The organism is Rothia sp. 110740021-2, assembly GCF_054263775.1.
In genome coordinates, this window is record NZ_JBSZFE010000001.1 from 102,232 (window position 1) to 128,746 (window position 26,515).

Annotated in this window: 23 protein-coding genes; 10 read left to right on the plus strand and 13 right to left on the minus strand. The window is 59.4% G+C overall.

All coding sequences use genetic code 11. The features are described from left to right. Positions 1-166: 166 nt before the first annotated feature. Positions 167-751, minus strand: coding sequence for an arsenic metallochaperone ArsD family protein (locus tag ACUXHH_RS00470; protein WP_279754446.1), 585 nt, complete (start codon positions 749-751; stop codon positions 167-169). 337 nt (positions 752-1,088) lie between these two features. Here ACUXHH_RS00470 and ACUXHH_RS00475 point away from each other — a divergent pair, with 337 nt between their 5' ends. The 3 genes from ACUXHH_RS00475 to ACUXHH_RS00485 all read left to right on the plus strand — a co-directional run bounded on the left by ACUXHH_RS00475 (position 1,089) and on the right by ACUXHH_RS00485 (position 4,236). Further along, positions 1,089-1,601, plus strand: a complete 513-nt coding sequence (locus ACUXHH_RS00475) for a PTS sugar transporter subunit IIA (protein ID WP_279741888.1) — start codon at positions 1,089-1,091, stop codon at positions 1,599-1,601. Between the two features lie 342 nt (positions 1,602-1,943). Next, the gene (locus tag ACUXHH_RS00480; RefSeq protein ID WP_371567888.1) at positions 1,944-2,387 is read left to right on the plus strand and encodes a glycerophosphodiester phosphodiesterase family protein; all 444 of its coding nucleotides are present in this window, start codon (positions 1,944-1,946) and stop codon (positions 2,385-2,387) included. Positions 2,388-2,574: 187 nt separating this feature from the next. Continuing rightward, a complete protein-coding gene (locus tag ACUXHH_RS00485; protein ID WP_458390586.1) occupies positions 2,575-4,236 on the plus strand; it encodes an NAD-dependent succinate-semialdehyde dehydrogenase in 1,662 nt (553 codons plus the stop codon). A 215-nt stretch (positions 4,237-4,451) separates the two neighbouring features. Here the strand turns inward: ACUXHH_RS00485 and ACUXHH_RS00490 are convergent, their stop codons facing one another. After that, complete coding sequence (locus ACUXHH_RS00490; protein ID WP_458390587.1) at positions 4,452-5,561, minus strand: sucrase ferredoxin; 1,110 nt, start codon at positions 5,559-5,561, stop codon at positions 4,452-4,454. Between the two features lie 286 nt (positions 5,562-5,847). After that, positions 5,848-6,675: a UDP pyrophosphate synthase gene (locus ACUXHH_RS00495; protein ID WP_458390588.1), complete on the minus strand. Its 828-nt coding sequence runs from the start codon at positions 6,673-6,675 to the stop codon at positions 5,848-5,850. Positions 6,676-7,023: 348 nt separating this feature from the next. Here ACUXHH_RS00495 and ACUXHH_RS00500 point away from each other — a divergent pair, with 348 nt between their 5' ends. The 3 genes from ACUXHH_RS00500 to ACUXHH_RS00510 all read left to right on the plus strand — a co-directional run bounded on the left by ACUXHH_RS00500 (position 7,024) and on the right by ACUXHH_RS00510 (position 9,747). Continuing rightward, the gene (locus tag ACUXHH_RS00500) at positions 7,024-7,416 is read left to right on the plus strand and encodes an RNA-binding S4 domain-containing protein (RefSeq protein ID WP_458390589.1); all 393 of its coding nucleotides are present in this window, start codon (positions 7,024-7,026) and stop codon (positions 7,414-7,416) included. Between the two features lie 88 nt (positions 7,417-7,504). Then, positions 7,505-8,965, plus strand: coding sequence for an MATE family efflux transporter (locus tag ACUXHH_RS00505; protein WP_458390590.1), 1,461 nt, complete (start codon positions 7,505-7,507; stop codon positions 8,963-8,965). Between the two features lie 125 nt (positions 8,966-9,090). Then, positions 9,091-9,747, plus strand: a complete 657-nt coding sequence (locus ACUXHH_RS00510) for an NAD(P)H-dependent oxidoreductase (RefSeq protein WP_458390591.1) — start codon at positions 9,091-9,093, stop codon at positions 9,745-9,747. 191 nt (positions 9,748-9,938) lie between these two features. Here ACUXHH_RS00510 and ACUXHH_RS00515 read toward each other — a convergent pair whose 3' ends face one another. The 7 genes from ACUXHH_RS00515 to ACUXHH_RS00545 form a co-directional block, all read right to left on the minus strand. Further along, positions 9,939-12,449 carry a heavy metal translocating P-type ATPase gene (locus ACUXHH_RS00515; protein ID WP_458391027.1) on the minus strand — a complete coding sequence of 837 codons (2,511 nt, stop codon included), beginning with the start codon at positions 12,447-12,449 and terminating at the stop codon, positions 9,939-9,941. A gap of 192 nt (positions 12,450-12,641) precedes the next feature. After that, positions 12,642-13,028 (minus strand): hypothetical protein, encoded by a 387-nt coding sequence (locus ACUXHH_RS00520; RefSeq protein ID WP_005504270.1) that lies wholly within the window; start codon positions 13,026-13,028, stop codon positions 12,642-12,644. A 29-nt stretch (positions 13,029-13,057) separates the two neighbouring features. After that, entirely contained in the window at positions 13,058-13,273 is a 216-nt protein-coding gene (locus ACUXHH_RS00525; RefSeq protein WP_279754460.1) for a heavy-metal-associated domain-containing protein, read from the minus strand. Between the two features lie 63 nt (positions 13,274-13,336). Further along, positions 13,337-13,774: a metal-sensitive transcriptional regulator gene (locus ACUXHH_RS00530; RefSeq protein ID WP_256500171.1), complete on the minus strand. Its 438-nt coding sequence runs from the start codon at positions 13,772-13,774 to the stop codon at positions 13,337-13,339. Positions 13,775-14,039: 265 nt separating this feature from the next. Next, the gene (locus ACUXHH_RS00535; RefSeq protein ID WP_458390592.1) at positions 14,040-14,705 is read right to left on the minus strand and encodes a hypothetical protein; all 666 of its coding nucleotides are present in this window, start codon (positions 14,703-14,705) and stop codon (positions 14,040-14,042) included. Positions 14,706-15,204: 499 nt separating this feature from the next. Continuing rightward, positions 15,205-15,915, minus strand: coding sequence for a DUF6318 family protein (locus ACUXHH_RS00540; RefSeq protein ID WP_279741878.1), 711 nt, complete (start codon positions 15,913-15,915; stop codon positions 15,205-15,207). Positions 15,916-16,339: 424 nt separating this feature from the next. Then, the gene (locus ACUXHH_RS00545) at positions 16,340-17,842 is read right to left on the minus strand and encodes a Sau3AI family type II restriction endonuclease (RefSeq protein WP_458390593.1); all 1,503 of its coding nucleotides are present in this window, start codon (positions 17,840-17,842) and stop codon (positions 16,340-16,342) included. A 193-nt stretch (positions 17,843-18,035) separates the two neighbouring features. Here ACUXHH_RS00545 and dcm point away from each other — a divergent pair, with 193 nt between their 5' ends. Further along, positions 18,036-19,355 carry a DNA (cytosine-5-)-methyltransferase gene (gene dcm, locus ACUXHH_RS00550; protein ID WP_458390594.1) on the plus strand — a complete coding sequence of 440 codons (1,320 nt, stop codon included), beginning with the start codon at positions 18,036-18,038 and terminating at the stop codon, positions 19,353-19,355. Positions 19,356-19,432: 77 nt separating this feature from the next. Here the strand turns inward: dcm and ACUXHH_RS00555 are convergent, their stop codons facing one another. Further along, positions 19,433-20,515, minus strand: a complete 1,083-nt coding sequence (locus tag ACUXHH_RS00555) for an HNH endonuclease (protein ID WP_458390595.1) — start codon at positions 20,513-20,515, stop codon at positions 19,433-19,435. Between the two features lie 335 nt (positions 20,516-20,850). Here ACUXHH_RS00555 and ACUXHH_RS00560 point away from each other — a divergent pair, with 335 nt between their 5' ends. Beyond that, the gene (locus tag ACUXHH_RS00560; protein WP_279741876.1) at positions 20,851-21,288 is read left to right on the plus strand and encodes a hypothetical protein; all 438 of its coding nucleotides are present in this window, start codon (positions 20,851-20,853) and stop codon (positions 21,286-21,288) included. 147 nt (positions 21,289-21,435) lie between these two features. On the opposite strand, the gene pta is transcribed toward ACUXHH_RS00560, so the two are convergent. Both pta and ACUXHH_RS00570 read right to left on the minus strand, forming a co-directional pair. After that, the gene (gene pta, locus ACUXHH_RS00565) at positions 21,436-23,526 is read right to left on the minus strand and encodes a phosphate acetyltransferase (RefSeq protein WP_279754465.1); all 2,091 of its coding nucleotides are present in this window, start codon (positions 23,524-23,526) and stop codon (positions 21,436-21,438) included. A 226-nt stretch (positions 23,527-23,752) separates the two neighbouring features. Continuing rightward, entirely contained in the window at positions 23,753-24,376 is a 624-nt protein-coding gene (locus ACUXHH_RS00570) for a GNAT family N-acetyltransferase (protein WP_279741874.1), read from the minus strand. Positions 24,377-24,516: 140 nt separating this feature from the next. Here ACUXHH_RS00570 and ACUXHH_RS00575 point away from each other — a divergent pair, with 140 nt between their 5' ends. Further along, positions 24,517-25,395: a spermidine synthase gene (locus tag ACUXHH_RS00575; RefSeq protein ID WP_279788299.1), complete on the plus strand. Its 879-nt coding sequence runs from the start codon at positions 24,517-24,519 to the stop codon at positions 25,393-25,395. A gap of 131 nt (positions 25,396-25,526) precedes the next feature. Then, positions 25,527-26,474 carry a prephenate dehydratase gene (pheA, locus tag ACUXHH_RS00580; RefSeq protein WP_458390596.1) on the plus strand — a complete coding sequence of 316 codons (948 nt, stop codon included), beginning with the start codon at positions 25,527-25,529 and terminating at the stop codon, positions 26,472-26,474. The last annotated feature ends 41 nt before the right edge of the window (positions 26,475-26,515 follow it).

Below are 26,515 nucleotides of genomic sequence, written 5' to 3' on the forward strand. Positions count from 1 at the left end.
CGGGTGCGAACCTAAGCTTCTTTAAGCGAAAACGGTGCCCGCTTCCTCATGACGAGGAGGCGGGCACCGTTCTTTTAAATTTCAGGTGAGAGTCAGCCGGGGCAGGGACTCGCGTTAGTTCCTGTGCTGGGTCTCAACAGGGCTCTTAGTTGGGTAGGGGTGGGGTTTACTTGCCGCAGCCGCAACCACCGCAGCCGCAGCCGCCGGACTTCACAGCCACTGAACCAGAGGTGGGAATACCGTCGCCGGTGTCGCCGCCCATGAGGTTCACACGGTTGCCAATCTCGGGGCCGCCAATCGGCTGGGGTGCCTTACCCGCCAGGGTCGCCGCGAAACCTGCAGGCTCCGCCAGAGGGCTCAGGTTCGGGATCATTGACGCTGCCGGGGAGCCGGAGGGGCCGCACGCAGCCGCTGCCGCATTAGCCTTCGGCTGAGCAACCAGGTGAGCGCGGGAGAAGCGCTTAATCTGCTCGGCGGTCGGGTACGCGAAGGACACCTTCACCTCACCGTTGACGAGCATGAGCGGCAGAACCTCGCGGCCGTTCATCTCAATCTGCTCGGCGACCGGCGCGCACTCTTCAAATGCGGAAGGGTAGGAGTCGGTGGAGTACACCTCAATGTCCACGCCCGAATCCAGCGCCTCCTGCGCGGCACCCAGGAAGATGGAACGCTCCATATCCTGCGGATCCTCCGGGTTCTCGCCGGGGCCCGGAATAAATACTTCAAGAACGGTCTCAGCCGCTTCAGTCATCAGTTCAGCCTTTTCTCTCTTATGGGCACCGACTCGGGGGAGGGTGCCACTCCTTCACTAAGTGTACTCGCGACCTCAAGAGTGTAGAAGTGTGAGTTGAAGTTCCAGATTTGCGGAATATTTGCAGAATTCGAGTCGAATGACTCTCAGCTCATGAGCTGCAGGTTCAGGTGTTGTATTCTGAGTGCATATGCACCGGAGTGTGCGAACCCTGCAATATCCAGACAGGCGCCGCCCGATGCGACACTATAAGGCAACGACGCCCGCATCCGACGCGGACGCATCAGCGCTACAAATACACGCTATTCATAGCGCCACACGACCAGAAGGAGCATATATGTTTGGTTTCGGTAAGAAGAAGAAGGAAGCTGCCGCACAGGAAGCATCGTCCGCAGACGTCTACGTCGCACCTGCTACCGGTGAGTACCTGCCGCTGAGCGAAGTTTCCGACCCCGTTTTCTCTCAGGGCGTTATGGGCGATGGCTACGCAGTGAACCCCACTGCAGGCACCATCGTCGCACCCGTTGCAGGCACCATTGCACTGATTCAGGACACCCTGCACGCATTTATGCTCCGCACCGAAAACGGCGGCGAGGTACTGGTCCACATCGGTATCGACACCGTTGAGCTCGGCGGCGACGGCTTCACCAAGCTTGCTAACGTAGGTGACAAGGTTGAGGCAGGCGCCCCCATCATCGAGGTCGACTGGGCAGCTATCGAGGGTCGCATCCCCTCTAAGGAAACCATGGTGATGATCACCAACACCGCAAAGTTCAACATCTCCAAGGACTCTGAGTCCCGTCGCCCCGTCGCAGCCGGTGAACGCGTTGCTCAGGCATCCAAGAAGTAAGCTGAACCAGCGAAAATAGCTCAGCTTCAACAGCGGCGAAAACCCGCGAAAATACTCAACGCAAAAGGTCGCGTCCTGCAGGCTCAATCGGGCTACAGGCGCGGCCTTTTCCGTTATACGAGAAATTTTTTAACGCCGCATGAAATACCGCTATTAAAAACAGCGGAAAAGGAGGAACACATTCACCCGTATGGCACAGTGGGTAAGAATGAGGTGCATGTAATACCCTATTTGCCTGTGAGCGCAGTGAATCACCGATAAAAATCTTTATCCTACATGGAGTTGCAGCTTGAGTTGAGGGAATCCGGACCCTCAACTCATAAACGAAAAAGAACCACTACAGTGACTGCATTCCCGAAGATCTCCAAGAATCTGCTGAGCCGTCGCGGCTTCATCGGTGCCTCCGCCCTGGCACCCGCTGCCCTCATGTTCCAGGCAGGCGAAGCCCGCGCCGTAGCCAGCACCCGCGCACATCAGCTGCTCTACAAGACCGATGAATTTTTCATCGCCCACCGCGGTGACGGCAACATCAGCCCCGAGCACACTGCCTTCGCTTACGCAGAGTCCGTACGCCGCGGCGCCCTCGCCGTCGAAATTTTCGTACGCACCACCAGCGACGGCCAGTTCGTCTGCATGCACAACACTAACATCAAGCACACCACCGGTGCGTCCATGGACGTGCGCGGCCACACCCTCGCCAAACTGCGCCAGCACAAGGTCAACATGCGCAAGAACCTGGGTGAAAAGACTGACCTGTACGACATCCCCACCCTCGAAATACCATGAAGCTGCGCCAGAAGGTCACCACCGGCCAGGTAGTGAACTGCAAGGTGGAGAGAGCGGGCGAGGGTGCGTAGGGACGCGGGGATGTGTATGTGGGCGGGGAAGACTCGCAGGGTAGGGGAGCGCGCGGGACTAGAATTAAAAGCGTCAGAGTCGACCGCACCGGCCGCCCCAACCCGAAAGGCACGCCATGACCACCTCACCCGAAAGCTCCGCCGAGAATCCCGCCGCAAAGACCGCTGCGAAATCCGCCTCGCTGCGAGGCCGCACCGAACCGCACATGCAAAGCATCAACATGCCGCAGCGTGAACCTATCGACCCCTACGAGCGACCCTCCTACCCCTTCTTCTACGTGCCCACCGATCTGCTCATCGGCGGCAGTTGGGTCACCGGCGACAACGGCTCCTTCCCCGTACACAACCCCTCCTGCGGCCAAATCCTCGCGCACGTCGCCGACGCCAGCGTCGAACAGGGTATCGAAGCACTCGACGCCGCCTGCGACGCCCGCACCTCATGGGCGGCAACCAGCGTCCGCGAACGCGCCGACATCCTCAACCACGCCTACACGCTCATGACGCAACGCACCGAAGTCATCGCCCGGCTCATGACCCTCGAAATGGGTAAGCCCCTCGACCAGTCCCGCGGCGAAGTCGCCTACGCGGCAAACTACCTGCGTTGGTACGCCGAAGAAGCCGCCCGCAACTTCGGCCGCACCGCCGTCGCCCCCGAATCCGGGCTGCAAATCACCACCGTACGCCGCCCCGTCGGCCCCTGCCTACTGATTACCCCCTGGAATTTCCCGCTCGCTATGGCGGCACGCAAGGTCGCCCCGGCGCTCGCGGCGGGCTGCACCGCGGTGCTCAAGCCCGCCTCCCTGACTCCGCTCAGCTCCCTGTACTTTGCCTCCCTGATGCGTGAGGCGGGCCTGCCGGACGGCGTGCTGAACGTGGTGACTACCTCCCGTACCGGTGAGGTTGTCTCCGCGCTGATGGCTGATGAGCGCCTGCGGAAGGTCTCGTTCACCGGCTCCACCGCAGTGGGCCGCACCCTGCTTGCGCAGGCCTCACAGAACGTTCTGCGCACCTCCATGGAGCTGGGTGGTAACGCACCGTTCATCGTCTTTGAGGATGCGGACATCCCCGCCGCCGTGGAGGGTGCCTACGCGGCGAAGATGAGGAACATGGGCGAGGCGTGCACTGCCGCCAATCGATTCATCGTGCACGAGGACATTGCTGAAGAGTTCACCCGCGTCTTCGTGGAGCGTATGGAGGCGACCGTCGTGGGTGACGGAGCCATTGACGGAACCGAATGTGGACCGCTTATTCAACCTTCAGCGGTTGAATCCATGCTTTTTATGGTGGAAGATGCCCTGGGTAAGGGTGCGCTCCTTGCCTGCGGCGGTTACATTCCCGAGCTTGAGGAGAACGTTCCGAGCGGTACCGGCGGCATGCCCAAGAACCTGAACAAGGGCAACTTTGTGACCCCCACCGTGCTGACCGGCGTGACCGATTCGATGCGCGTGTGGCGTGAAGAAATCTTCGGCCCCGTCGCCCCGATTGCCACGTTCAGCGGCTACGGCGAGGAGGGAGAACGCACCGCCCTGAAGCTCGCCAACGACACCGAGTACGGCCTGGCGGCGTACGTGTACACGAGCAACCACCCGCGCTTTACGCGCATGGCGGCTGGCCTGGAGTTCGGCCTGATCGGTTACAACTCGGGTGTCATCTCGAACGCCGCCGCCCCGTTTGGCGGTGTGAAGCAGTCCGGTATGGGTCGTGAGGGCGGCCCCGAGGGTTTGGAGGAGTACACCGAGCTGCAGTATATCGGCGCGCCGAACCCGTTCGCCGGATGAGCCTGTTTGCCGGATACAGCGAGATACCGGCTGCGACGAACCCTGGATGACGAGCTCTGGATGACGAGCTCTGGATGCAGTGAAGCCCCGGCGGGCACCCGAGAAGGTGCCCGCCGGGGCTTTGCGCTGTCTAATCATGCTCGGGTGCTAGAGCTGGTACTGCCTAGAAATGACTCTGCCTAGAGCTGGCCCAGTGCTTAGAGTTGGTGCGGGGGTTATATCTGGTGCAGCGCGAGCAGCTTGCGGCTGAAAGCCTCTGCTGGACCCTTGCCGCAGGAGTTGGGACGCGGCTCCAGGGCGACCTGCTCGAAGAAGGTGACCCAGGTGCGTCCGTCGGTGTGGGAGGTGAGTGCCGCCTCCAGGGTGGGGTGTTCGATGGTTTCTGCCGGGGGCTCAATGCCCGCCTCGAGGAGCGTACTTAGTGCCTCTGCTACCGATGTTTCACGTGAAACCAAACCTCCAGAGGTTACTTCTTCGCCCTTTTTCTCTAGTTCGAGGCGTACGGCAACCTCCGCGGCTTGCTCCACCGGGGTATCCGTGCTGCGCCCACGCAGACCGTGCAGCGACGGAATAGCGCGACTCGCCAGAGATAGGTACGCCGCCAGTGCCGAAGGCTCCGAGAGGCGACCGTAGGTGTAGCCGGTGGGCAGCATAATGCCGACCGGGGCGAAGCGGTGACCACCCGTATGTGAGCACTCCCAGACCGCATTACCCGGCAGGATATCCGCCAGGTGCGCCGCAATGGGGCGACCACGCAGGGCACAGCAGCGGTCACGCTTGGAGTGGGTGCACACGAGAATAGCGGGGGAATCAATGAGCTCCGCGCCGGTCACCTGAATCAACTCCTCCGGATTGCCCAGGGGTAGGTCGAGGAGCTGTTCGGGGGTGCTCACGCTGAACGAGTAGAGCTTCTCCTCGCCCGGGGTGCAGAGCGCGTAGAGCACCCGGTGGGTCGGGTTGCCGGATGCATCCGGCGCGCCGTGCAGCACGCGCCCCGCCCTGCCCGTCTGGCGGATCAGTAGGAACTTCAAACCCGCCTGCGAGACTGCCTCACCCAACGCCTCCGAAAGCTCCTCGCCGAGGGCGGAGCCGTCCAGCACGTCGCGACCCCACTGGCCCACGTGCTCGAGCGCCAGCCAAGCGGTGGCGCGTCCGGCGGTGCCGCCGAGAGCCTCGTCGCCGTAGAGGGAGCAGGAATCCGTCGGGATGCTCGTGGCGCGGGTGCGTGAAGAGAGCTCATCGGCGTGTGCGGCACGCAGGTTGTTCAGCTCGGCGGGGTTGGTGGCGCGCGGCTCGGGGGTTGCGGGGGTGCAGGATTCAGTCATGGTTCCTTGATTCTACGCCTGCAGGATGTGAATGACCTATGTTGCTCCTGCACGGTCTAAATGCTGAAAAACAACCGCACAAGGGTGATTTTTGGGGGCTATCGGATGGCAACTACTCGGGAAGGAGCGCCGCACCGCAACGGTGGAGGCATAACCACCGCGGGTTGGATAACCGGCGCAACGTAGCCGGCACAATATGGCCGGTACAAGGTAAGAAGGGTGTGTGCCATGTTCACTGAACACGGCACACACCCTTTTCTGTCGACTTACCGACTGTTATGCGCTGTTACTGGTTGTCGAGGACGTACTGCTTGAACTGCTCGTCCCGGCGCTTGAATTCTTTAAGCTCATTCTCCAGGGCTGCCTGGTTCTTGGCGACGAGCGGCTTCTGGTACTGCGCCTCCAGGTCGTAGAGCTTCTGCGAGCGGCCTACATCCTGATTGCACTGTGCCTGGATGGTGGCGATTCGAATTTCTTCTTCGGAGGCGACGGCACTCTGAGGAATATTCTTTTCTTCCTTAACGGTCACCTCACTATCGGGGGTGAGGCCCTTATCCTTGATGCATCGCTTCCACTCGTCGTCGAGAGATTTTTTGAGTTGCCTATCGCCTGCGGCATTTCGGGCGTCGGTCTCCAAACGCGTAAACGTGCTGCTTCCGAAGGGTATCTCTCCAATTTGCTTCATCTCATCGACGGCGCGCTGATAGCATTCGGTGCGGACATCCTTCCCAGGGTCGGATGAGGCGGCAGGGGAGGAGAGGTCCAGCGTATTTGAGTCTTCGCGCTCGTGGAGGCCGTATTTTTGGGCGCGCTCAACATTCCAGATTCCGTAGGTCCTGCCGAAGTTCCTGCCGGATCCCTCGGTGCGGACAAACATCTCGTAGTGCTGCCCGTGTTCGGCAAAGCACTTTTTGCGTGCCAGCTCAAGGGCTTTGGTAAAGTATTCGTCTTTGCCGGCGGTGTTGTAAGCGTCCAGAGGCAGGATCACCCGGTCATTTTCTACGTCGAAAATCGCGCGGGCGCTTTCATCTTTCTCCAACGTGGGACCGAAGGAGCAAGAAGACAGCACAGTGCTGATGAGGGCAGCCGCCAGAAGCTTTTTCAAAGCTGACATGGTGTATATCCAATCTGTTACGGGGAGCCCGTGGCGTCGCGGCCATAACCCCCTGTAGACCACGCGAACTAGGTGGCCTTGAGAACACTTCTTGAGAAGGTGACTTAACAATACCCCTAGTGGATGCGGGTTTGCGCTCAACAGGCTGGTGCGTGCAGTAGAAAATTTTCTGCCGCATGGTGGTTTGTCACGGCTCAGCCCCGTAAAACCATAATGGAGCCCTGGCAAAAATACGGCAAAAATACGGCGGAATCACTGCAGAATCACGACGAAAACAACGCAAGCGCAGGACGGGTAGGCGGGCGTACCTGATTTGGTGCCCCGCCCGCCTCGCGCCACAATGAACACATGACCGCAGAAGACACCACCGCACTAACCAGCGCCAGGCTCGACCTCTGGCTCTGGTCAGTGCGCATCTTTAAAACCCGCTCCCTCGCCGCCGACGAATGCAAAGGCGGCCACGTGCGTGTCAATGACGCCCCCGCCAAACCCTCCCAAAAACTCAAAAAAGGCGACATCGTCAAGGTCCGCTACCCCGGCTGGGAACGCGTCTTCAAAGTTGAAAAACTCCTCATCAAACGCGTAGGCGCACCCATCGCCGTCACCTGCTACGAAGACCTTTCCGGCCCGCGCCCCGCCTACCTCTCCATGCCGCCGGTCGCCAAACGCGAACGAGGCAGCGGCCGCCCCACCAAGAAGGAACGCCGCGCCCTCGACGAACTGCGCGGCCGAGGCGCCTAGCCGCGCCCATCTCGCGTGCCCATCTCGCAGAGTGCGCCCCACCCCGCGCGCAGGCACCCGCCGCGGCGCCGGGGAGTAGCCTAGAAGGATGAGCACACAGAAGCACCCGAATACTGAACCCGGCGATACTGCACCCGGCTCGCCCGCTAAAAATGCCGCGAGTACCGCCGCGAGCCCCAGCGCCAATGCCGGCGCCAACACCGCCGAACCTTCGCTGAACCGGCGCATCCTCGCCCTCGCCGTACCCGCCTTCGGCGCGCTCATCGCCGAACCCATCTTCGTACTCACTGACTCCGCACTCATTGGCCAACTCAGCAAGGAGGAACTCGCCGGCATGAGTATTGCCGCCACGCTCGTCACCACGGTTGTGGGCCTCATGAACTTCCTCGCCTATTCCGTCACGCCCGCCGTGGCGCGCGCCTTCGGTGAGAAGAACCTGCGCCGCGCCTGGCAGATCGGTGTGGACGGCGTGTGGGTCGCCTTCGGCCTCGGCATGCTCCTCATGATCGCCGGATACGCCTTCGCAGACCCGCTGCTGCGCGGCCTCGGCGCGACCGACGAAACCATGAGCTACGCCCTCGACTACCTGCACCACTCACTGTGGGGTATTCCGCCGATGATGATTATCCTCGCGCAGGTCGGCACGCTCCGCGGACTTCAAGACACCGTCACCCCGCTCAAAGTCGCCACGGTCGGCACGCTTGTCAACATTGTGCTGAACTGGCTGCTCATCTACCCGGTCGGCTGGGGCGTTGCCGGTTCAGCGACCGGCACCTCCCTCACCCAGTGGGGCATGGCTGCCGCGCTCGGTGTGGTCATGATGCGCGGCACCCGCGAACACGCCGTCCGCTGGGCACCCGATACAGCCGGTATGCGTTCGGTGCTCTCGCTCGGTTCCTGGCTCATGCTGCGCACCCTGTCCATGCGCATCGCCTCCCTGCTGACCGTGTTCGTCGTGGCACGATTCGGCACCGAACACACCGCCGCCTACCAGCTCGGCATGGGCGTATTTAACCTCTTCCTCTACGCCCTGGACTCCCTCGCCATCGCCGCCCAGGCGCTACTCGGCAAGGAACTCGGCGAACGCGACCTCAACGTAGAATCCGAACGTGCGAAGGTGCGCCAGCTGAAAAACCGGCTGCTCCGCATGAGCCTCATCTACGGTGTTATCACCGGCCTGATCTGCCCGCTCATCGGCTTCTTCGGCTCCTGGATTTTCACGCAGGACGCGCAGGTGGCGTTCCTTTTCACCATCGCCACCGTCATCATCGCCCTCGGCCAGCCCATCGCCGCGTACGTGTTCACCCTGGACGGCATCCTCATGGGCGCGCAGGACGTGAAATACCTGGCGATTGGCTGCTTCATCATGCTGGTGATGTACGTGCCCGTTATGCTCGGCCTGCACTGGGCTGTCGGCAACGGCACCATGGATGCGCTCGCCGGCTATTGCGGCTTGTGGGCGGCGTATATTCTGTACTTCCAGGGAATCAGAGCGGTCATTTTCGGTCGCCGCGCCTCCTCTGATGTGTGGATGAAAGCCGGTGACTAAACCCTTCGACCCTGATTACTTCGAGCATACGTGCTCTGGGCGTAATGGCTTACATTTGGAACGCCCGCACCCTCCGCGGGTGTAGCATGACAGGGTATTGAAACCCTCATGCAAAGGATGAAACCGTGACCGTAACCCGCGAAGAAGCCCTCGAAATTTTTGCCCGCCGCCGCGCAACCCGCGCCTACGACCCCGACCGCCGCATCAGCGACGAAGACTTCGCCGCAATCCTCGAATTTGCGCGCCTGTCGCCCAGCTCCGTCGGCACCGAGCCGTGGAAGTTCCTGGTCATCCAGGACCCCGAACTGCGCGAAAAGCTCAAGCCGATCGCATGGGGCATGGCGGGCTCCCTCGACGACGCAAGCCACCTGGTCGTACTGCTGGCGAAGAAGGGCCTGCGCTACGACACCCCGTGGATGCGCCGCACCCTCGAAGGCCGCAACCTCACCGAAGAGCAGATGCATGCTGCACTCGAACGCTACGGCAGCTTCCAGAAGAACGACATGAAGATCCTGGAAGACGACCGCGCGCTCTTCGACTGGACGTCCAAGCAGACCTACATTGCCCTGGGCAACATGATGACCGGTGCCGCAATGCTCGGCATCGACTCCTGCCCCATCGAGGGTATGAACTACGAAGCAGTGAACGAGCTGCTCACTTCTGCCGGCCTGTTCGATCCGAAAGAATACGGCGTGTCCGTGGCTGTGACCTTCGGTTACCGTGCCCACGAAATCGCGCCGAAGAGCCGCCGCTCCATCGAGGACCTGGTCACCTGGGCGTAAGGTTCTGCCGGGCTTGCGACGAAATTTTCAAGCCGCCGCCCGTGAAAACTAAATATAAAGAAATGCACCGCCTTTACACGGGCGGTGCATTTCTTTATATCTTTTACCGTGCAAAAAGCACGGTGAGATGCGTTTTTGAATTTTTCGTTTGAAATCGCGCGGGGCAATTCATTCTGTATAACGGCAGGGCGCTACTTCCTAAACGCCGTCAGACGCATAGAATTCAGCACCACAAATACCGAACTAAACGCCATTGCCGCAGCCGCAATCATCGGGTTCAGCAGACCCGCCACAGCGACCGGAATAGCCGCCGAATTGTAGGCGAACGCCCAGAACAGGTTCGACTTAATGGTGCGCAGCGTAGCGCGGGAGAGACGTAGCGCCGTCACCACCGAAGCAACATCCGAACGGGTCAGCACAATATCGGCTGCCTCCGCGGCAACGTCCGTGCCCGAACCCATCGCAATGCCCAGCTCAGCAAGAGCCAGCGCCGGGGCGTCATTCACGCCGTCGCCGACCATCGCCACGCGGTGACCGGCAGCCTGCAATTTCTCAATCACCTGCGACTTACCCTCCGGGGTCACGCCGGCGTACACGTTCTCAGCCGAAATGCCGACCTTCGAGGCGACCGCCTGCGCAACCTGCGGGGCGTCACCGGTGAGCAGGATCGGCTCCAGGCCGAGCTCACGCAGCTGCGCCATGGTTTCTGCCGCCTCCGGCTTGGGAGTGTCGGCAACCGAAATCATGCCGACCGGCTGCAGAGCGGAGGTGCTGCTCGGGGCTTCACCGTTCGGGGCCTCGCCGCGGGCGACAACCACCGTCGTCAGACCCGCCCGGCGAGCCTGATCCAGCAGGGCCAACTGAGCCTCGCTCAGCTGCGCACCCGCTGCCTGCAGGTACTCGGGAGTACCCACCACAACCAGCTGGGAGGTGCCATACTCGGCGCCTTCACCCGCGCCGCTCAGCACGCCGCGCACGCCTCCGGGAACACCCTCAAAGCCGCTCACACTCGGCGCCGAAGCACCCTCCGCCAGCACGCCCTGCTCACGGGCAAAACCGGCAATCGCGCGAGCAATCGGGTGCTCACTCAGCGCCTCCACGGCGGCGGCATCACGCAGAACAGACAGGGAACGCTCGTTCTTGGAACCGGTAGAATCCGACGAAATACCGGACAAGTCACCCACCGACTCATAGTCACCAAAGGTGCCGTAGAACGCCACAGACATCTCTCCGGTCGTCACCGTACCGGTCTTATCCAGCACCACGCGATCAACCGTGCTCGTCGCCTCCAACACCTGCGCATTACGAATCAAAATGCCCAACTGCCAGCCGCGACCCGTACCCGCCAGCAGCGCCGTCGGAGTAGCCAAACCCAAAGCGCACGGGCACGCCACCACCAGTACCGTCACTGCCGCATTAAACGCCGCCGCACCGTCACCAGAAACCAGCCACCAACCGACCAGTGTCAGCGCCGAAATCACCAAAACCACCGGCACAAACACCGCAGAAACACGATCTGCCAAGCGAGCAATCGGAGCCTTCGTCTCCTGCGCGCTCGCCACCAGCTCACCCATCTTCGCCAGAGTCGTCTCAGCGCCCACGCGGGTCGCACGCACCGTCAACGAACCAGACGTATTCACCGTCGCACCCGTGACCGCATCACCCGGATGCACCTCAACCGGCACAGACTCACCCGTCAACAGGGACGCATCCACCGCCGACGAACCCTCAACCACCACACCATCCGTGGCGATCTTCTCACCCGGGCGCACCAAGAACAGGTCATCCGGCATGAGGTCCTCCACCGGAACCTGCACCTGCTTCGTCACGCCCTGCTTATCGGTGCGCAGCAGAGTCGCCTCCTTCGCACCCATACTCAGCAGGGTGCGCAGCGCCTCCGAAGAACGATCACGAGTACGGTGCTCAATCGCGCGACCAATCAGCAGAAACAGCGTCACCATGGACGCCGAATCAAAATACAGCGGCGCATGGTTGCCGGTAAACATCGACCAGAAACTACCGTCTGCATGATGCACATGCGCCGTCAACTCCGGGTTCATGAGCAGCTGCGCCAGCGAATAGAAATACGCCAACACCACACCGAGAGACACCAGTGTATCCATCGTGGACGAGCCATGACGCGCATTAATAAGCGCCGCACGGTGGAACGGCGCAGCACACCAAAATGCAACCGGCGCCGTCAGAACCGCCACAACCCAACCCCAATTCGGGAACTGGAACGACGGGAACATCGAAATCAAGAAAATCGGCACACCCAAAATCGCCGCATAAATAATGCGGTCAGTGAAGCCGCCATTCATGCTCGGAGTGCTGTGATGGTTGCCGCCGCCGGATGCGCTCGCGTTCGTTCCAGCGCCCGCGCGCGGCCCGTTCTTAAGGTGCGCCGCGTAGCCGGCATTGTTGATGGTCTCAACGATCTGTTCGTCGCTCACGCCCTCAGGTACGATGACGCGCGCCGACTCCAGCGGCAGGTTCACCGCCGGGTCAACGCCGGGGATTTTGCGGAGCTTACGCTCCACACGACCCACACAGGATGCGCAGGTCATACCCTGAATATCCACGTGAATGATTCGGGTGGACTCCGTTGATTTTACGGTTGTTCCGGCAGGATTAAAAAGAGAGCGCTCACTCTGTGATGAGGGTTCACGGGTGGTTGGTGAAGGCTGTGTAGAAGACACAATACTTCCTTAAACTTAAAAAAGGGGGGTAGAAGAAGGTGCACGAAGCCGGGGGAGGGGCCCCGAAGGACCCCGTCCCGGATAGTGTATGGTGTAGTGTTTAGGGTGCAGTACTGAGGGTGTCGCGCGAGGGCGAAAGCTGCGGGTAAAACAGCGAGGCTGTAAACGCGGCGGCGGGAGTAATGCTGTGGTGGCTTAGTGGTCGCCGGGCAGCCCATCCGGCCTGCTCGTATGCGGGCGAATACCGGTCACCTTCGCGCCACGATCAGACACACCGTAGGCACGTTTCACGGCAGCCCGCGGGAACGGTGAAGCGTTCGCCTTCTCGCGCGCTTTCACGCCCTGCTCGTGCTCGGCGGAACGTTTATTCGCGCTCGTGCCGCTACGTCGTGCGGCGCCGGGCGCATCCTCACGCGCCGTATATTCGGGGCTCTGCTTCACCCACGAATCGACCAGCGCCGCATCCAGATTCATCTGCCTGGCCACGCGGGTGATCGCGTCGCGCAGGTGCATGTTTTCGGTGCCGACAAGGGTGCGGACCGCGCCAACAACCATCGCAATGTACTGCGGAGGGTAAGCCATGATGACTCCTAATCGAGCCGGTTGCCGCGCTAGACGGTAGGGGTGTAGCCAGCCTCCACGATAGCGTCTGCAACAGCCTGAGTGTCGAGGGTGCCCTCGTGCTCAATGGTCACGGTGGAGATGCCGTCCTTGACGACGTCCACGGTCACGCCGGTCACGCCGGGAACTTCGCTGACCTCTTCGCTGACGCTCATAGCGCAGTGGTTGCAGGTCAGGCCGGTTGCCTTAACGGTGGTGGTGCTCATGATGATTTCCTTTCGATAATGGGTTAAAAACTTGGGCCCGCCCGGTGTTTAGGTGCGGGGCGTTTAGCTGCGCATGAGGCGGGAGATCGCGGCGGTTGCCTCTTTGACCTTGGCTTCTGCGATGGTCGGGTCGCCGGTGCGTTCGGATTCGACGGCGGCGCCGGTTACGCAGTGACCGATGTGCTCTTCGAGTAGGTTCAGAGAGACTGCGTGGAGCGCCTTGGAGACCGCAGCAACCTGGGTGAGGATGTCAATGCAGTACTTGTCTTCATCGACCATGCGGGCGATGCCGCGAACCTGCCCTTCGATGCGGCGCAGGCGCTTGAGGTGCGCCTCTTTGTTGGAGGTGTAACCGTGCTGGGTTTTGGGTGCCTCGCCGCTGCAGCATGCGCCGGTGTGCGCCTCGGTGGGTTCCTCAGTGGGGTTTTCAGTGGGCGTGCCGGATGCGGTGCTGACCTGGGTGGATGTGCTGTGACAGCACTGGTTGCTAGTGGTTTCCATGGCTCCATTATATACCCTAGGGGGGTATGCCACAAGGGGGTGTTACGGGTTGTTACGCGGTATGGGGGGTGGGGGTTTGTCGATAGGGGGGGTTCTTCGATAGGTTACGGCCCTGTCGATAGGTTAGTGACTTTAATGCGGGTTAAAGACCCGCGGCGAAGGCACTAACCTATCGAAAACTTCTGTCGAAAAAGCAGGCGGCCCCGAATGCTTAAACATTCGGGGCCGCCTGCTGCGGTTATTTATATGTTGGGTTAGAGTTGGTTTACATATCGGGCCAGTCGCGGTGCAACGAATATTCCGTATCCCCATCACCGCTATCATTCAGGTGCCAACGCTGACCAGTACGAATATCAGCCTTGCGCAACCTGGGGTTCGGGTTATCCGGCTTGCCCATCGTCGGGTCGTTCTTACAACCCCACCTGGTGTCGTCGTAGCTGCAGTCACCTGCCACGCGGCCAACATCGGTCCACCACACACGAATCAGTAGCGGGTCACTGGTCGCCTGCGGAGTCACCTCCATCATCTGCCACGGGCCACCATCCACACGGAAACGAGCCGTATAGTGCACGGTCGCGTACGCGTGAAAGTTGCCAGAACGCTTGTAAGCGTAGCTGGTATCCGTTCGGCGTGGACGTTCGCGAGCGTAGGTGAGGGAAGGTTCACCAGCGGTGTAGTGGGTTGCCTGGTCGCCGTTGCCGTACTCGATGACATAGGAGGAGGGCATGAGCTCAATTTCGACGTGTCCGGCGAGCATATCTGCTTCGAGACGGTAGGGGCCTCCGTCGTTCACGTAGAAGTTGATCTGGTCGCCCTTGTAGATGTTGGGGTCGCCTTCTGCTCGTCCGGTGCCTGTGGGGTTGTTGTAGGACTGGTGCAGGGTGGGCTTGCCGGGTTCTAGCGATTCTGCTGCATGACGGATTTCCTCCATGACTTCTTCGTAGGTTGGGCCGGTGGGGCCGGGGCTGTCGGCACTGGTGAGGGTGCGGGTATCGTTGGGAACGCAGGTTTCTGAGGTGGGGCTATGCTTGCCGAGGCCACCATCGATATAGGTCCCATCGTCACGAACGATGAGATTGTTGAGTTTTACGTGTCCAATCTTCCCGCCCTTACCTACGCAGCCAAGGATGTTAGAGTCACTTTTGGAACGAATTAGGGTAAGGCCGTTGGCGCCTTTGGTGGTGTAGGTGCTAGGTTCTGAATTGGATTGCTGAGATGGATAATTTTCCCTAGCAATATTCCCTCCGGTAGACTGATTACCGCCAGATTTGTTATTACTCTTTTGGGTTGTCTGTATCTGGCAAATTTTTGCGCTATTATCCGACGAACACTCGCTGGTATTTACAGCTGCTGTGGCAGAAATAGGAAAAGAAGCAAGAAATAACAGAGCAAAAGTCTGTGATTTAAATAATTTATAACTTTTCATGCTTTTAGTCCTCAACGGGCTCATAATTCATGATTTCCCATTTTTTCCCGTTGTGCTTCATCTCAAATTTAAAGGTATCATCGGTCTTATCGTCATTACTCCATTTGCGCCAGCTACCGTCGGATTCAACATAGGTTTCGTAGTCCCACTCGCGGTACGCCTTCCAGAAGTAGGTTTCACCATCCTCGGACCATGGGTTCCCGTCAGCTAGATAGTGGTTTATACCACCAATGACCCATCCACCCCTTTTGTAAAGGTCCTCGACATCTGAATAGGCCCTAACTTCGTTCTCAAAAATAGGGGACATGAATTTGAATGCCATCGAGTAATCGCCAGTTTGAGTACCGTAATTACCCCACAAGATCCAAGCGTCCAAAGTCTTGCGGAGACCCTCCAGAGACTTTTCGTTGTAGCCGTCCTCCGGAGCATTAGGTTTCGGTACATTCTGTGCCGGACCGTACTTATCAGCAGGGCGATACTCTCCATCGGGCGCCTTCGATCCACCCGAATAGCCTCGAACAGTAGACGGGGTTGCACTCGCCGAAGGCGATCCAGACGCAGCGGCAGTAGCCGAGGTGGTCTCACTCGGCGCCGCGGAGGCGGTGGCTGCCGCCTCGTTATTTGCCTGCTGGCCGCACGCCGCAAGCAGGGCGCCAAGGCCCATGAGTGCGCCGCTGCCCAACAGGGTGCGGCGATTGAGAATGGTCGAATCCATAGAAGATACGCTCCTATCGTCGGTGATGGTGTGTTATTTAGCTACTGGTCAGGCCGTCTTTCGCAGGTCAAACTGACTGCCGGAAGAAAAACAGCCCCGTAGTGCACCCAGCAAACGCGTCAATGCGCTATGGAACACTACAGTTACCACCCTACCGCATGTTTGTCGTCGTTTGTATTATTTTGAGGATGGTGACGGTGGTTGGTCATTATTCGGGCTTCTCAATGTTTTATGCATCAAATAAATCTGCGCCCTCGGAGGTGCCGCCTCAGCAGAAATTGGACCATAGGCTAGTATCTTCGACCATGGTTTTTAACTACGACCAAAGACGCTAACCTATGGCACAATTTTTCGGCACGGTAAAACAAAAACGGCCCCGGACGCACACGCATCCGGGGCCGCCTGCTGCGGTTATTACATTCGGTTATGAGTCCCATTCACCGCGCAAAATCTGCTGAACGAATTTTTTGGGTAGCCAGAAGGAGTGCTTCGTGATGTGGCGACCGTCGGGCAGTTCGTCGGTGTCCTTGAGTTTGCCTTTTCCGACAAACTCGCCAGGCTTAACTTCGTAGTAGGTCTGGGAGGCGTGAACCTTCGTAAAAAGGTATTCGTTCACCTTGCTCTGCGGGAAGTTAGTGGAAACCTTAAACCCATCCTTACCGTTCGGTTTGACCGTTAGTTCAACACCTCGATTAATGATTTCCTTCGTCTCTTGCCATACCCTCATCAGCTCAGATTCGAGGGAATCGGGGAAACCCCAGAACTTGACCTGATCCAAACAGAAATCACCGAATCCGTTCTCGCGGAAAACAACAAACATGAATTTCCTCGAGAAAATCTCGGCGTAAATATGGGACTCTTCCCACTCTTTTTCATTCGCTAGTTCAATAAAACGGTAGTTCTTAAAGGGAGAATCCTCCTTAGGGAGCCCGTTTTTGTCAACACGAATAGCGCGAATATTCATGTTTGCCTTTTTAAATTCGGCAGTACTATCAATATCTGAGGAAAGGCCTAGAATTTTTCTTACAAGAGTACTGTTGCGCCCCTTGGTGTTAAAGTTAACATCAAACTCCTTGCAGAGTTCTTTCTCGCTCTGGCCCCGGTACTTCAAAAGCTTTTCTTCAATAATCTGGGTAAAAGGCTTAGAGGTATCCTGGGCTGCTTTAGCGATACTTTCCTGTTCCTCCTGGCTGAAAACCTTGGTGCGGAGGAGGGTTGTCATATAGCTACTCTTGAGCGACCAGGCGCGCCTATTGGCCAGCTCAGGGCCATGGGGTTGGGTAGTGCGGTCCTTGTCTTTACCGGCACCCTTGCGGCAGGTTGAAAGGTACATGCCGTCAGATTCGGAAAGCTCGTGTGCGCGTCCGTCCAGGACTTTCTGGGTAATACGTTTATAGTCCTCGAGAATGGTAGGCATATCCTCTTCGGGCCAGTCAAAAAGGAAAAATTTATCGGCGATATTATTCAAAATATCGCGATTCTTTTGATATTTATAAAATAGAAGTAAAATATTTTGGCACTTATGCCAAAGATGCGTCTGATAAAAATCGTCTAGGTTTTCCTCGTGAAAATTAAACATGCTGAGGACTAGGCGTTCTTTGGCGGAAATAGTGCCGTTTGCGTTCACTCGGTAAGGGGTCGTTTTGATTTCGACCTTTGCGGTGGGAATATCGGGTTCCGGGGAATTATTGGGGTCAATCCCATAGGACAGCTTTTCAACGAGGTTGCCGTAGATTCCCTTGGAGAACTCACTAATTTCCTTGCGGGCGACCATTGAGGGAGTGCCCTTTTTCTTATCTTCATAGGTTTTGTACTCGGAGTTCTGGAATTCTTCCAGGATGTCACGGAGCGTGCGGTCGATGAGATTCTCCTCTGTGTATTTGAGGATGCTATCAATATTCGAATTGTCGTAATCGAAAAGGCCCATGGTCGGTTTTCCTTTCGGAAGTAGAGGGGTAGCGGCGGTGCTGTTTCTTGCTCTCATGCTACGCCAGATACGATTGCTGTGCTCTTTGGCTCATCACGGATTCTTGTATAACCCACTTGATCTGAATAGCTGTTCTATGCTATGGTATTAGTATTCGAATATATTTACAGAGGACTATAAGGACTACTGACTCATGGATCAGAAAGCCACCAGCAGTAGCCAGCCTATCCGAGTTATCGAGCTTTTCGCCGGTGTAGGTGGCTTCCGCTTAGGATTTGAAGGCTATTACGCCAACGGCATGACCCTGCCCTCCGCAGGCCCCTTCACGACTGTCTGGGCGAACCAGTGGGAGCCCCCGGGAACGGTCGGCCGCCAGTTTGCGGCCCGCTGCTACCAGGAACGTTTCGGTGAAGAAGCAAACCTCGAAAACCGTGATATTCACGCCGTACTTGATGATGTTGAGGCGGGCCTCTACGAAATTCCTGACGCTGACCTGCTCTGCGGTGGCTTCCCCTGCCAGGATTATTCGGTTACCAAGCCCCTTTCGCAGTCGCACGGCATTGAAGGTAAGAAGGGTGTGCTCTGGTGGGATATTCACCGCGCGCTCGAACTTAAAACCCCCAAATATGTTGTTCTGGAGAACGTTGACCGCCTGCTAAAATCGCCCGCTAAGCAGCGAGGTCGCGACTTTGCCATTATGCTCTCCTGCTTCTACGCGCGCGGCTACAGCGTCGAATGGCGCGTTATCAACGCGGCAGAGTACGGCCACCCGCAGAAGCGTAAGCGCGTCTACATTTACGCCGAACATAACGCCCCCGAATGGGATTTGTCGCGCCGTATCACCCACACCGGTGTTTTGGCAGAAGCGTTCCCGGTCAAAACTGCAGAATCTGAGGGTCTTCTCTCCGTCTTCGAAGAGCTCAATGAGGCCGATGAGTTCACCATCTCCGATGACCCCTACTACGAGACGGAACACTTCGGAATCGGTGCTAAAACCTCACCCTTCCAGATTGCCGGTGTCATGCAGAACGGCACCGTGCTCACCAGCAAGGTAGAGCCCGACTATCGAGGTGAATTTAAGACGCTCGGTGACGTGGTTCTTCCCGACTCTGAGGTGCCGGAACAGTTCTTTATTGCCCCTGACAAGGTTCCTTCTTGGGAGTACCTCAAGGGCGCGAAGAAGGAAAAGCGCATCAATAAGGCAAGCGGTTTTGAATACTTCTACACCGAAGGTTCAATGTCTTTCCCGGATCCGATCGACCGCCCGGCGCGTACCATTCTGACTGGCGAAGGAGGCTCGGGAGCTTCCCGTTTCAAGCATGTTGTGATTGGTGATTCTGGCGCGTACCGCCGTCTTGTGCCCGATGAGTTGGATCAGCTGCAGGGCTTCCCCCGTGGCTGGACTGACACCGGTATAAGTGACGGTAACCGTGCTTTCTGCATGGGTAATGCCCTCGTGGTGGGTATCCCGCACGAAATCGGTAAGGCTATCGCCCGCCGACACAACCAGTAAAAACGCACAGGAGGTGCAGTAGCCCAAAAGCTACTGCACCTCCTTTTGCATGCCCGGCGGCCTAAGCCAGAGCCGATCTAGACTAGCGCCTCATCAAGCCAGTTCAAGCCCGAGCGGTGCTCATCCAACAGTTCAAGAGCTCGGTTAGGCAACTCGACCTTCAGACGGGCACCCGCCAATGACTGGTACTGCGTATTCCCCAAACCGGGGTGCAGAAGAAGAGTCCGCGAAGAACTCACGCCCACCAGCTCACTATCAAAAAGCTTATGCAGATCCTTGTGTAGAAGCAGACCCTCATCCACACGGTGCTCACCCTCGCGCGCATAGCTGTACAGGTGCGCCGCATCCAGTGCCGCAGTGTGGCAAGCGCCTGTAAACGCACACATGCTTCCGAAGCGGTTTAGTAGCTGCTGACGGAACTGCGGCTGACCTTTGCGAGCCCTGACGGTGCGCATCGTAAAACCGCCACGAGGATTCACGGGTACCCCATGAGCATCCCCCAGAGGAAGCAGGTGAATACCCGAAGTGTTCAGGCTTTCAAGCCAGTCAAGGACTTTCCCGGTATGGAGGGCAACAATGCTGTTCTGAGTGTTGTACTTGCCCGGCACACTCAGGTCCTTGAATGAGTCCTTATCCGCTGCGCCGATAAGCTCAGTCCAGGTATCACCGTAGTAGGCGATAAACCGCTGAACCTTCTCGGTTTTCTGTGGCGGATTCTTATGCAGGCGTTGCTCCGGCTTGAGATTGTCTCTTCTCAGGCACTTTCCATCGCAACGCCACAGCCCATCGGATTTGAAGGTGATGCGGGTACTCCCACAGGTAGGGCAATACGTCATGACCTTATCGGCTTCGTATGACTCAATTTTTCGGATAACTGCTGATCCGAGAAGAATCGAATTATCTCGAATCAGCACGAAGTCACCCTCTCGAACGTTCTTGTGATTGGGAACTTTCGAGTCGTAAACGTAGCGGAATTCTAGGGCGTCATCGTAGATTTTTCCGCTGGCGGCGCTGCGGTTCTCTTCGTCGGGAACGGAACGTAGCAGCCACGCCTGCGGGAGCCGCATGTCAGTTGCGGCGTGTTTGCTCGGGAGGCTGAGGGTCGTCACCACGGACGGGAGAACGAGGTCCGGCAGTGAGGGCGTTGAGTTGTTATCCATAGCAGCAGCCTAGCAGCCCGGGTGGTTTGCCGCTGCTTGGGTGGTCACCGGTTCACGGGGTAGGGGAGGTGGGTGGTGGAATCCTGTAATTACAAAAATTCTGCCCCGCATCCTCCTTCACACACCCTCCTCGAAAAGCCACATGTGTTTCGAGAAGCCACGTAATATGTTGCTTTTCGAAACACATGTGGCTTCTCGGCGCTTAAACTTAGCGCCCCACATGCACAACATTCACCAGTAAAAATGCTATTGATTCGCATCACACGCCGGTATTTTTAGGTATCCTTGGGGTAACACTCAGACAGAAGCCCGCCCTCCACCTCGAAAGGGGCCGCATGAAAACCTTCTGGACCAACCTCCCCCTCACCATCCGTGCGGCAGTCATCTTCTGCTACGGCTACGCCGTGGTGCGCATCCTCAACCTCTTCGCTGAGGCGGGCACCGCACCGCTGACCCCGCGCACATTCTTTGACGGTGCCCTCACCGCCGTGGTCGTCGTCGGTGCTCTCGCCCTGTACCTGGGTAACGCGCTGGGTGCCGCCCTCCGTGCCCGGCGAGAAGGCTACGAGCCCCGCCCGGTCGGCATCATCGTCGCCTACGCGCTCTTCGTGGCGGCGTGTGCCTACCTTGCCTACCGCCTCATCGCTTACACCGTGGAGGCGGGGCTCACCTGGCTCTTCTCGCCCGCCCTCGGCCCGGTTCTGACTGCCGTAGGCATGGCTGTTCTTGGCGTGATTAACTATGTGCGCCTCCGCCGCACCCGCAAGGACTAACCGGGGAATGGCGCTACAAGAAACCCTGTAATTACAAAAAATCTCCCGCACCGGGTAGAGCACACCTTCACGGCATGCCCCCCCAGTGCGGGAGATTTCTATGTCAACGGAACGCCGCAGCCTTCACGCTACAGCGCCGCGTGCACCTTACAGGCTCTGTGCCTGAATTGCGGTGATCGCAACGGTGTTGATGATGTCCTCAACGGTGGTACCGCGCGACAGGTCGTTCACGGGCTTACGCAGACCCTGCAGAACCGGGCCCACAGCGGCAGCACCCGAAGACTGCTGAACAGCCTTGTAGGTGTTGTTACCGGTGTTCAGGTCGGGGAAGACGAATACGGTAGCCTGACCAGCGACCTCACTGCCGGGCAGCTTGGTCGAGGCAATGGACATGTTCGAAGCAGCGTCGTACTGGATCGGGCCCTCAACCGCGAAGTCGGGGTTCGATGCGCGCACGAGCTCGGTTGCCTCACGCACAACGTCCACGTCTGCGCCAGCGCCGGAGGTGCCGGTCGAGTAGGACAGCATAGCAACCTTGGGGGTGACGCCAAACTGGCGTGCAGTCTCCGCGGATGCCTTCGCAATGTCGGCGAGCTGCTCTGCATTGGGGTTCGGGTTCACTGCGCAGTCACCGTAGACCAGAACGCGGTCTTCCATCAGCATGAGGAATACGGAGGAGACGATCTTGGTGCCGGGGCGGGTCTTGATGAACTCGAGCGAGGGGCGGATGGTGTTCGCGGTGGTGTTCACAGCACCGGAAACCATGCCGTCGGCGATGCCCTTGTAGACGAGCATGGTGCCGAAGTACGAGGGGTCGGTCATGCGCTCGCGAGCAGCCTCGATGGTAACGCCCTTGTGTGCACGCAGCTCAGCGTAAGTTGCTGCGAAGTCCTCGGAGTACTCGTTGTTGTCGATGTCGATGATACGAACGGTGCTGGGCAGTTCGATACCTTCGGCCTGGCAAATCTCTGCGATCTTGGCGGGGTTGCCGAGCAGGATCAGGTCGCAGAAGTCGCGGCGTGCAATGATTTCGGATGCACGCAGGATTCGTACGTCGTAACCCTCGGGCAGGACCACGGAGCGGCGGTTTGCGCGTGCGGTCTCGATGAGGTTGTGCAGGAAGCGCAGCGGGGTCATGGATGCGGGGCGCTCAATTTCGAGGCGTGCGAGCAGTTCGTCCTTGTTGACGTGCTCATCCCAGCCGCCCATTGCTGCTGCAAGCTTGCGATGGTGGCCGCTTTCGAGGGTGCCGCGGACGCGGGAGACTGCGCGGGCAGACTTGAAGGTGTCCTTGGTGGTGGACAGCACGGGGAACGGTGCGTTGTCGATGAGGGAGCCGACCGCGGTGTTCTTGCCGGGCAGTGCGTCCAGGCCGCCGGTGAGCAGCACGCCGGAGGGTGCGGGGAAAGTCGGTGCCAGTGCGGATGCGAGGGTTGCTGCGACGATGTCTGCGCGGTCGCCGGGGACGATGACGAAGTCGCCGTCAACGAACTGGTTCAGGAAGTTGGAGACGTTCATTGCTGCGACCTTGATGCCGTGGATGTCGCGGCTGAGGTCTTCTGCCTTGATGCCTTCGGTGTCGAGCTTGAGGGCTTCGGCAACCTCACCGACGGTGGGCGCGGTCAGTTCGGGGATTTCGGGCAGTACGTAGACGGGCAGGTTTGCGTCGCCGCGCTTGACGGACTTTTCGATTTCTTCGCGCAGTTCGGGTTCTGCACGGCCGACGATGATTGCGAGCAGGTCTGCCTTAGATGCGAGCAGTTCGGTGCGTGCCACGTCGACTGCGGTGACTGCTTCTTCGACGGCTGCCTCGTGTGCGCCAACGATTGCGACGACGGGCAGGCCGAGGTCACGTGCAACCTGGACGTTTAGGTCAAATTCGACTGCGAGCGCGTTGGCGGGCAGGTAGACGCCGTCGACGATTACGACGTCGCTGTGTGCTGCGACCTTCTCGTAGGCGGAGACTGCGCGTGCGGAGATTTCTTCGGTGTCGCCTTCTGCGATGAGTGCGAGTGCGTCGGTCATGGAGACTGCGCCGCCGACCTGCTCTTCGGCCAGGCCGAAGTGTTCACGGATGAGGCGTGCCATGGGGTCGTCGGCGATGGTTGCGCCGTCGAAGACGGGGCGGAAGAAGCCGACGCGGTCTGCGCGCTTGATGAGGGAGTCTGCTAGGCCCAGGGCAACGAGGGACTTGCCCGAGTTCTGGGACATAGCGGAGAGGTAAAGACCGGTGGTCATTGTTTTACTGTCCTTCTATGCGATGTTCGGCGCTGGGTCCCGCGGTTGCGCAGGGGTGTATGTGCTCCTGTGCGCGGGTGCGTCGAGCTTATATGTCATCTTCTATCTTAAGGCGTAGTGGGGATGGTGCCTAACAGGGGTGTTGCGTGCTGTATCGTGTGGGGTGGATGCGCGGCTGTTGGGAGATGGGTTATTTTGTGTGTCGCCTCCTGGTGTGGCGTACCGTTTAGGGGTTGAGGATGCGTGTGTATCGGAGGCTGTGGCCGGGTTCCCAGGAGCCGCGTGCCGCGAATTTGATGCTGCTGCGCTGGTAGCCGAGGCGCTCATAGAAGGAGAGCGCTCGTTCGTTTTCTGCCATGACCCACAGGTAGGAGTTTTCGTCCGGGTAGATGACGGATTCGTAGAGTGCCTGTCCGAGGCCGGTGCCGTGAGTGTGGTTGAGGGTGTACAGGTGCGTGAGTTTGCGGGTGCCTGCGGGCAGTTCGGGGAGGTTATCTGCGCGTTCAAGTTCCCAAGCGGATTGTTCGCATAGGGAGAGCACCAGGCCGACCGGCTTATCCCAGTCGATGCGCGCGCCGATGGAGCAGGAGAGCCGGCCGTCGGGAGTCCAGCCGGGTACGTCGTAGGCGAAGAAGCCGCGCACGGTGGGGGAGGCTAGGTGGCGGTGGAAATCTTCGAGGTATTCGTTGCGTTCGGCGCGGTGGCGGGCGGTGAAGCTTTCCCCGAGCCTGTCGAAGTAGATCGGGTCGTAGGTTTGCTCCATGCAGTCCAGCTGCAGGTTGACGTATTTTTCGGCGTCAGCCGGTTCAATCGGTGCGAGCGCGTAGCGGCCCTGACATACAAATCCCATGGGGTCTAGTCTACTCAGCTAGCCTCTGTGGAGGCGGTTTGCCGTGGGTGCGTACGCTAGGGGCGTGCGGGTGGCAGCTAGTGGGGTGTGGCGATGAGGCGGCTCTGTTGCTTTGGGTCTTGTCGGTTAGGCTAGTGGGTATGGCGAAAAAGAGCAGGGCACCGAAGAAAAGCCAAAGGGCGCAGAAGAACCGCATTGACGATACTGAGAAGACCCCCATGCAGGGTGCCACCGCTGGCGTGTACCCCATCTCTACGGGTGAGGCGGAGCTGGTCCCCGACGGCTACCACGCCGACGGCTGGCTCCTGCTCATTAATGGTGTACAGTCCTCCCACGTAATTGTGGGCGAGCCCCGTCAGCTGGATTTTGAGTACATGCGCTGGATTGCTGCGGTCGTCTCCTCGCACGTGGAGGAGCACCTGGACGCTGCGAAGCTGCGCATCACTCACCTGGGCGGCGGCGCGTGCTCCATGGCGCGCTATTTCGCTGACCTGTACCCGACCAGCCGCAACACGGTCGTTGAGCTGGACGCCAAGCTCGCCGAGTACGTGCGCGCCTGGTTCGACATTCCCAAGGCACCGCGCGTGAAGATCCGCGTGGGTGAGGCGGGTGCCGTCACCGCAACCTTCGCGCCCGCATCCCGTGACGTGCTGATCCGTGACGTGTTCGCCGGGGACACCACCCCCGAGGCGCTCACCACCGTCGAGTTCACCCGCACCGTTGCCGAGTCCCTGGCACCCGGCGGCCTGTACATCCTCAATTGCGGTGACGGGCCGGCGCTGACCGGTGCCCGGGCCGAGGCGTCCGCCCTGCTTGAGGTGTTCGAGTATGTGTGCATTGTGGCGGATTCGGCAATGTTGAAGGGCCGCCGCCGCGGCAACGTCATTATTGCTGGCTCCCACGCGCCCCTGCCGGAGGCTGGTTCCGTGCAGGCTGCCGCTATCGCCCGTGAGCTCATGGGTGGAGGCGTACCCGCCCAGTACTGGGACACCGCCCGTGTACGCCAGTTCGTGAGGTAGCGGTTTCAGCTGCTATATAGATTTTTCGGCCATAGGTTAGTGACTTTGGTGGGGGCTTTTAACTACCGCCAAAGACTGTAACCTATCACCGAAATCGGCGGCCCCTCCACAGCAGACGCTACTATAGTGGCATGCGATACACCTACCTTGGCCCCTCCGGCACCTTCACCGAATCCGCCCTGCTGAGCGTCCCCGGCGCATACGACGCCGAACGGATCCCCGCCACCAGCGTGCCCGACGCGCTCGCACGCCTGAACGCGGGCGAGGCGGACGCCGCCATGGTGCCCATCGAAAACTCCGTGGAGGGCGGCGTGAGCGCAACCCTGGACGCTATCGCAGCCAGCGAGGGTGTACGCATTATCCGCGAGGTGCTCGTGCCGATCCGCTTCGTGCTGGTCGCCGCGAAGCCCATCAGTATTGAAGACGTCAAGACCATCTCCACCCACTCGCATGCCTGGGCGCAGGTGCGTGGCTGGGCGCAGGAGAACGTGCCCACCGCCGCCTACCTGCCCGGCTCCTCTACCGCCGCCGCAGCTGTCGGTCTGCTCGAAGAGGGCTGCACCTATGATGCGGCAATCTGCTCCCCGGCACTGCTGAACTACCACCCGGAATTGCACGTGTTGCAGGATAATATTGGCGACAACAAGAACGCCGTGACCCGCTTCGTGCTGCTCTCCCGCGCCGCCGACATCCCCGAACCGACCGGATCAGACAAAACCACCCTGACCGTGCCGCTACCCACCAACCGCGCTGGCGCCCTACTCGAACTGCTCGAACAGTTTTCCGTGCGCGGCGTGAACCTCTCCCGCATCGAATCGCGCCCCACCGGCGAAGGCATGGGCTCCTACTCGTTCAGCATCGACGCCGACGGCCATATTTATGAGGCACGCATGCGCGACGCCCTGCGCGGTCTGCACCGTGTCTCCCCGACGCTGAAATTCCTCGGCTCCTACCCGCGCGCCAACCACGAAAACACCGAAGTCGATGCCATCCACTCCGACGGCTCCTTCGACGCCGCACACGAATGGGTCGAGTCGCTCTTCCCGAACGGCCGCCCCGCACACCTGCAGCGCCACTAGCGGCACCGGCGGTACCACCAGCCGCCCACCGCTAGACACCC